The sequence below is a fragment of the Bartonella sp. AA81SXKL genome (assembly GCF_042196945.1).
Lineage (GTDB): Bacteria > Pseudomonadota > Alphaproteobacteria > Rhizobiales > Rhizobiaceae > Bartonella.
In genome coordinates this window covers 1-522 of record NZ_JBHIRH010000440.1, presented here as the reverse complement: position 1 = coordinate 522, position 522 = coordinate 1, and the positions used below count along the sequence as shown (strand labels likewise).

General features: G+C 33.1%; 1 pseudogene. It reads right to left on the bottom strand.

What is annotated here, in order from left to right:
• Positions 1 to 261: 261 nt before the first annotated feature.
• Positions 262 to 444, bottom strand: a pseudogene (locus ACFINZ_RS12140) (hypothetical protein); the annotation flags it as partial.
• Between the last annotated feature and the right edge of the window lie 78 nt (positions 445 to 522).

The following is a 522-nucleotide window of genomic DNA, read 5'->3' as shown; positions in this document are numbered from 1 at the left end:
GATTTGTGCTGTGATAAAAACGTATCATAAAATTTATGAACTGTTATGAATGATATCGGCTTTTCATTTCATATGAATACACACATGCGTTATAATATTTACATTATGATTTGCTTTTTATGGTCTATTCATACATGGCAATCTTATATAAAAAATAGTCAAATGAATCACGTATAAAAGTGTGGATTCTTAAGTGGATTCATATAAAATAATTGCAAGCAAACTATTGACTTTATTGTGTTTTTTGATATGATATCGAATATCAACTTTGCAAGGCATCTCATGATACTGACCACCGTCAAATTCTTCATATTCTCTTGTACCATCATCATATTCGTAAAGATTGTAAAAATACTCTGCTACCCCTAATCCCCATGGGGCATGCCCCACCGCCGTTGCAACGAACTTTTTTCCCCCCTTCTGTTTACGTTTTCTTAAAAACATTTGGTTTAATATCCCCTATCTAAATCCATAACTTTACCAATGGGTTTATTTGCCTCAAAATGGACCGTACAGAAGCGT